Here is a 7,113-nt window from a genome sequence, read left to right as displayed (position 1 = left end):
CCGGAAACGAGTTGGAGCAAGCGGTTAACGAAATGCTGTTTAAATGGATGAAATCTTCCGGAGCAGCAAAAGACCCGACGGAGAACGAGTTGAAAAAACGAAGAAAAAAGAGATAAAACCACAAAAAGATGATTATCACATTCGGGACACAAAAAGGAGGAACAGGCAAAACCACACTCGCGATTGCTTTTGCCAATTATATTTCAGGAATGTCTGAAAGAAAGGTCAACATATTCGATTTTGATTTTCAGAAATCCTTTTATCACAAATGGATCGAAGATGAAGAATCAGAACTTCCCAAACTGTACGAGGTACAGATCATCGATGAGGACAATGAGCAGCCTTTCTCTGATTTTGAGCATCTGATAGAAATTAAAGAAAGTGAAGAAGTCAACGTTTTCGACCTTGCGGGAACTCTGGATGCCCGGTATAGTGACCTGCTGATCTACAGTGATTTTATCGTGATCCCCTTTGAATATTCAAATGTTTCCGCAAAATCGACGCTGGTTTTTATCAACTTTCTGGGATTGCTTGAAAGTCAGGCGGAGCGAATTTTTATCCGCTCTAAATACGATAAAGGCTACAAATATCAGAACCAGGAAGGTATGGATGCGGAGATAAGCAAGTATGGGCTGATCCTGAAGAGTCCGGTATTCAAACGGAACTGTCTTCAGACCATTGATACCAGAAGACTGACCTATGAACAGAAATATGCAGTCAAACATCCTTTTAATGAACTGATCGATCACATCAACCATACGCTTGAAATTACTATATAACGATTCTAAAAACACTTACAATGATCAAAATATTTCTTACCATCCTGTCCATTTATCTGCTGTATTATGCAGGAAATATTGTCTATGACCTTTTTCTCAAAAAAGATAATGCATTAAAAGAAGATGAGGCGAAAGAATATGCCCTTGCAGCACTTACCGAGCAGGACAAAGCTGAAATAAAAGCCGTCAGCATCGATGATGTGGAGCATCTCAATACACCCAATTCATTTAATACGAAGGAGCTGTTTTCTTCAAATGGAGAAGAACCGGTTGAACCGCACGATTTAGAACACTGGCGTCAGAAATTTGAATCCGAGCAGGATATTGATACGTTTGAAACTAGGTCAAAAATAAATGGACATTCGACAGATCCAAAAGAAATCTCACAACACAATTTAGTTGAACGAGAAGTTATTCGAATTACTGAAAAAACGGAATTGAAAGATTCGAAGTCTAACAATGACAGCAGTCACTCAGAACAAAATAAAGAAGATCCTGCTTTAAAGCTCAAACAGCAATTCAATCAATTCCTCAGCCTTGCAGAAACCCAGGTCCAGGTCCTTTCAGACCGTGACGGATTCAAGGTCTACCACTCAATGATCTAGAGGAAGACAGAGACTTTTAAATCTTAAAATGATCCGCTCCATTGAGCCGGATGGCACACCTCCTATGCCTTTTTCTGAACTAAAAACACAATTCAAATATAATCTTACCTATTATGAAACACAAATGTAAATGTTACCCAACGACGAAAAAATTATTGACTGCGGCACTGCTTCTTATGGCGGTCACGCCCATGCTGGCACAAGGCGGTGCTACGGCCATCTCCAATGCCGCCAATGACATAAAGGATTATTGGGACCCGATCAAGCTGATCTTAAAGGCCGTCGGAGGACTGGTTGGTTTTATCGGTGGTCTTCGGGTCTATAACAAATGGACCAACGGCGACCAGGATGTGAACAAAGAGATTCTGGGTTACGGCGGAGCGATGATCTTCCTCATCGTTGTTCCTGAATTTGTAACCTCCTTTTTCGCATAAGATGGGATATTACCTCTACAAGGGGCTGAAAAAGCCTCTTGTATTCTTCGGGCTAAAAGGAAAGTATATCATCTATGCAGTAGGCGTGATCGGTGCCGGAGTCGTGGCAGCACTCATCTTATCGAGATTCGGACTGCTCGGTTCACTGGTGGGACTGGTAGCTACAGCTGGAGGCGTTTATCTGATCTTCAGAAGACAGGACAAATATGGGCTCTATGACAAGACGAAAAACTTCGATCAGATCTTCATTTTTCCAAAAAGGTTGAACAACAATAAAATTTTCAAGAATGGCAGCAACAAAAAAACACACCTTTGATATTCCGTTTATCGGCTACGATTACGGAAAGGATTTCAGTTGGGATTTTGATGTGCTGTTCGGACAGTACGGCAATCCCATCATCGGAATCAGGATCAAAAACATTGTTGAGCAGTATTCTGCTGACCCGGATAATTACCTGAACTTCCATACGGTTCTTAATCAGGTCGTGTCGATCATAGGAGAAGGAAGGATCGTTCAGAAACTGGACATCTTCACGAAGAAGAAATACACCGCTGAGCCATCCCCACAATTCCTGCAGCAAAAGTATTCAGAGCATTTTGACGGTAGGCTTTTTAAGTCTATTGAAACGATTTTGCTCTTTACGGATATCGTCGATGACAAGCTGAAAAAGAAAAACAAGCATTACAGCTTTTCCGAAAAGGGTTTTAAGGAGCTTCGCGACAAATGCCAGAAGGTTTTTATGTTGTTGAAGCAGAGTGGCTGCGGACCTGAATTTTTATTTGAGAAGGATTTTGAATATTATATCTCAGGGGTTTTGTCGATGCAGTTTTCAGAAGTGCCGGTATTTGACAATATCAAAAGTACCAGTGAATATCTAAAAATAGGTAATCGGTATGTCAAGAATATCGCCTATGTGGATGTGGAAAATATCGATCTGCCCTCAGAAATAGAGCCCTATTCAATACTTGGAGGAAATGGAGTCGCTTCCGAAACAGCGGTTGATAATTTTACCTTCATCAATGAGCTGGAAGATTACGAAACGATTGTTTATAACCAGGTCATTACCATTCCACTTCAGGCACAACAGCAACGGGAACTCGATAAAAAGAAGAAAAAACACGAAGGTGCCGCCAATAATTCTCCATCCAACGCCATTATCGCAGAAGAGATCCAAACCCTGCTGCATAATATCGCTATTGATGGCCAGCTGGTGGTCAATGCCCATTTTTCGCTGCTGTTTTCAGCCAACACATTGGAAGAAATGGAAGGGATACAGTCCCAGATCGAGAATAAGCTCTTTACCAAAGGGATCATCGTTTCCAAGAATTCCTACAACCAGCTGGAGCTATTCCGGGCAGCCATTCCGGGTAATGCAACAGAACTCAGGGAATATGATCTTTTTATGACAACAAGCGAAGCGGCCTTGTGTTTTTTTTTTAAAGAAAGCTATCCCGTGAGTGAAGAATCCAACTTTTATCTCAGATTCACGGACCGGCAGGGCGTGCCATTAAAAGTTGACCCCGCAGATCTACCTATGAAAACAGGAAGGATCAACAACCGGAACAAATTTGTTCTTGGTCCGTCAGGTTCGGGAAAGTCATTCCTGATGAACAATATTATTGAGCAATATCTGACCTACAACTATGATGTGGTGATCGTGGATACAGGCGATTCGTATTCAGGAACCTGCAAATATAAAGGCGGAAGGTATATCCAATATACCGAAGAAAAACCAATTACGATGAATCCTTTTCTGATGGATAAAAAAGAGTTCAATATTGAAAAAATAGAGTTTCTGACCAACCTGATCTTCCTGATCTGGCAGGGGCCGGATGCAATGGTTTCTTCTGCACAGAAATCAATTCTTGATAATGTGCTGATGTCCTATTACCATCAGTATTTCAATTCAGGAACCGATTGGTTTGACAATAAAACATCAGAAGAACTGATCCTTTATCTTGCAAAATATAATATTCACGAAGAAGATATTGTCACTGATAGATCAGCGACCGGAGGCTGTTTCGAAAATAATTTTTACGATATCCTGGGGCTTCCCTTTGATGCATCTACAGATCAGATCAAAGAAACAGGACGAAAACTGTTGAAATCTTACCATCCTGATAAAAATTTGAATAATCCCGATTACGACAGCGAAAGGTTCTATAAGGTGTATGAAGCCTATGAAACTCTCAGCGATGAGCAGCGGAGAAAGATCTACAATGAAACGCAGCTGATCCTTATTAAATCAAAAGATATCGTAGAACGTCCGGGGTCCGCAGAAGATTGGGATCAAAGCTTCCGAAACGCCATTCTTAAAAAGATCAGGGAACTCGAAGAAAAGCTGGAAGCCAAAGAGCTTTCGTTCAACGGATTTTATGATTACTGCGACAAGTTCCTGCCGCTTTATCTTAACAACAAGAAGCACAACATTACGGAAAGAGAGTTCAACCTTAGGACCTTTTTGTTCGTGTTAAGAGATTTTTACAAGGGTGGTCGATATGGAACCACGCTGAATGAATCTGCTGATAATACGCTGTGCGATGAATCCTTCATTGTCTTCGAGATCGACAATGTAAAGGACAATCCGAAACTCTTTCCGATTGTAACGCTGATCATTATGGACACGTTCATTCAGAAAATGCGGCTGAGAAAAGACCGACGAAAAGCACTTATCATTGAAGAAGCCTGGAAAGCGATTGCGAGTAAGTTGATGGGAGGTTACATTTTGTACCTCTATAAAACCGTCCGGAAATTCTGGGGCGAAGCTGTCGTTGTAACCCAAGAGCTGGATGACATCATTGGCAATGCCGTGGTCAAGGATTCTATCATCAACAATTCCGATACCTTCATCCTGTTAGACCAGACCAAGTTCAAGGACAATTTTGATCGCATAGCAGCCTTGTTATCGCTGAATAGAGTGGAGCAAAACAAGATCTTCACGATCAATAATCTCAACAACAAATTCGGCCGAAGCCGGTTCAAGGAATTTTACCTGAAAAGAGGTTCAAAGGGTGAAGTCTATGGCAATGAAGTCTCGCTTGAACAATACCTGACCTACACCACAGAAAAGCCTGAGAAATCAGCCGTTGAGTATTATGTACAAAAGTATGGCAACTATGACGAGGCATTGGTAAAGATTGTATCGGATTTAAAAGATTTCGGTGACAGTCTTGAAAACCTTGTGTCCTTAGTGAACCTGTACCAGCATCCTCTTGATCAGAAGGTCGTTTCCTACTACCAAAAGATGAAAAAAAATCATCTCGGGAAAAATATATTCAAGGTTATCGCCCAGGAACTGGAAGAGCGAAACATCAATTTCCCTGAATTAATCAATAAAAACGAATATCAGTATGAAAAAGCTTAGCCTGTTATTTATAGGATTTTGCGGATTGCTATCTGCTCAGAATACCTACATCGACCCGACGGTAACTGCTGCGATGATTCTCTATTCGGAAAATCTGAAAGCCAAACAGAACGAGGTTATTGATGAAACGTCCAAATTAAAGGATGCCCAGACTTGGGTGGGAACCCAGATGGTGGCCGCCAATGATATTCAGAATAAAATACTGAAGGGATTGAAGGAGGTCTCCGGAACCCTACAGAACGGAATCCAGATACAAGAGATCTATTCCGAACTGAATAAAAGTTATACCTATTCCTCACAGGTGGTGCAGCTGGCATCACAGCATCCGCAGTATGCGATTTTCGGCACCAGGGCTTCGCAGAAAACCTATGAACAAAGCCTGAAGATCGTTACGGATGTAACGGATATCCTGGCATCGGGAGAATTAAATCTAGCCACTGCAGGCGACCGTTATAAGATACTTCATAACATTTCAGGAAATGTGAAAAACCTTAAGCTTTGGCTTCTGGCCATTAAGCTGAGACTGGAAAAAGCCAACAGACTTGGATTCTGGAATTCCATCAATCCTTTTGCGGGATACATCAATACCGATAAGGCCATTGTGGATGACATTATGAACCGCTACAAACGGAATTTTTAAATCAAAACCAATGAAGAAGAAACTGATCATTTTTCTGTTCGTTATGTCGACCTATTTCCTCGTGACATCATCCGGCGGTAGTTCTACACCAGCCTGGCAACAGGAGAATGTTTCGTTCCCGATGATGAATATTGAGATCAATGCTGCCGTGAAAGAACACGACCGGCAGAAAGAAATGCGGCAAAAGCAAACCTTAAATGCCTCGGTTGAAACGGCTAACCAGTCCCAATGGAAGAGTTTCAAAGACAAAGTGACCGAAATTCAGGATAGGCTGCGTATTGTCTCATTTGCGATTCAGGCTATTCCGGCAGGTGTTGCTGTGAGCAGGGAAATTACCAAGATCACGGATAATCAAACTTCCATTATCAATGAAATCGATACGGCGCCTTATTCCATCATTGCTGTTCTTCCGGCACAAGTACAGTTTGTGGATGACCTTCAAATGACCTTACGGTTACTCACCGGAATTATTTTGTCATATGGTGCCATCAACCAAATGGAACAATCGGAACGAAAGGTATTATTGGATTATGCATTGGGCGAGGTTAAGTCGCTCAGTAAGAATTCAGCCCATATGCTCCTGAAAATAAGGGATATCAAAGCCAAGGTACTGCGAAACAAACGGGCCTTTCAATACTATGTCAACAGGGATCGGCAGGTTGTAGAAAACATTATGAACCACATCAAATTATTTTAGCGATGAAGAAAATAATAATCTTTGGAACATTCCTCTTTAGCGTAACTCGTGTTACAAGCCAGCTGATCGTGATCAACGATAAACTGCTGTCGCAGATTACCGTCAATCATGGCGTACGACTGGCCAGCGAGCAGGCATTCCTGGATTCTTACAAAAAGCAGAAAGAACTCTACGACGAGATCAACAAAAAAACAATGCAGGTGATCGCGATTCAGGAGTACATCCGCCAGCAGCTTAAAAATGTTAATTCCGCACTGACCCAAAGTAAAAAGCTGATGTATCTCTATCAGTATCTGGGAAAGATCGTCAGCAATTCTAACAAGATGTTAGATCTCTCTGCGCATCATCCCGAATACGCCGTCCTTGTCTCAAAATATTATGTTGAAATCGGAACTCAGCTGGTAAAGCTCAAGCAGGAGGTTATGCAGGACATTCTGAAAGAAGATAAGGATTTCCTGATGGATGCGATGGATCGCGAGATGCTGATTGAGAAAGTGTTTACTCGCGTCAGGATTATCCATGGGAATATCCTCTATATCATTCTGAGACTTGAAAACGCCAAAAAGATCCCATACCTGTATCAGGTTCCGGTT

At 41.7% G+C, this 7,113-nt stretch carries 8 protein-coding genes; all 8 read left to right on the top strand.

The genetic code is table 11. From position 1 onward, the window contains the following. The first annotated feature begins 128 nt into the window (after positions 1–128). Positions 129–779 (top strand): ParA family protein, encoded by a 651-nt coding sequence (locus tag BUA97_RS16875; RefSeq protein ID WP_073000684.1) that lies wholly within the window; start codon positions 129–131, stop codon positions 777–779. A gap of 20 nt (positions 780–799) precedes the next feature. Continuing rightward, the gene (locus BUA97_RS16870; protein ID WP_073000681.1) at positions 800–1,384 is read left to right on the top strand and encodes a hypothetical protein; all 585 of its coding nucleotides are present in this window, start codon (positions 800–802) and stop codon (positions 1,382–1,384) included. A gap of 113 nt (positions 1,385–1,497) precedes the next feature. Next, the gene (locus tag BUA97_RS16865; RefSeq protein ID WP_073000678.1) at positions 1,498–1,818 is read left to right on the top strand and encodes a DUF4134 domain-containing protein; all 321 of its coding nucleotides are present in this window, start codon (positions 1,498–1,500) and stop codon (positions 1,816–1,818) included. A gap of 1 nt (position 1,819) precedes the next feature. Further along, on the top strand, positions 1,820–2,134 hold the full coding sequence (locus tag BUA97_RS16860; RefSeq protein WP_073000675.1) for a DUF4133 domain-containing protein: 315 nt from the start codon (positions 1,820–1,822) through the stop codon (positions 2,132–2,134). Further along, positions 2,106–5,183 (top strand): TraG family conjugative transposon ATPase, encoded by a 3,078-nt coding sequence (locus tag BUA97_RS16855; RefSeq protein ID WP_073000671.1) that lies wholly within the window; start codon positions 2,106–2,108, stop codon positions 5,181–5,183. Before BUA97_RS16860 ends, BUA97_RS16855 begins: the two co-directional genes overlap by 29 nt. Next, the gene (locus BUA97_RS16850) at positions 5,170–5,823 is read left to right on the top strand and encodes a hypothetical protein (protein ID WP_073000667.1); all 654 of its coding nucleotides are present in this window, start codon (positions 5,170–5,172) and stop codon (positions 5,821–5,823) included. The genes BUA97_RS16855 and BUA97_RS16850 overlap by 14 nt, the downstream gene beginning before the upstream one ends. A gap of 10 nt (positions 5,824–5,833) precedes the next feature. Next, positions 5,834–6,520 carry a hypothetical protein gene (locus BUA97_RS16845; protein WP_073000664.1) on the top strand — a complete coding sequence of 229 codons (687 nt, stop codon included), beginning with the start codon at positions 5,834–5,836 and terminating at the stop codon, positions 6,518–6,520. A 2-nt stretch (positions 6,521–6,522) separates the two neighbouring features. Further along, the coding region (locus BUA97_RS16840) for a hypothetical protein (protein WP_073000661.1) at positions 6,523–7,113 on the top strand (591 nt) is incomplete at its 3' end.

The organism is Epilithonimonas mollis (genome assembly GCF_900142325.1).
Taxonomy (GTDB): Bacteria; Bacteroidota; Bacteroidia; order Flavobacteriales; family Weeksellaceae; genus Epilithonimonas; species Epilithonimonas mollis.
This window is presented reverse-complemented; position numbering and strand designations above follow the sequence as displayed.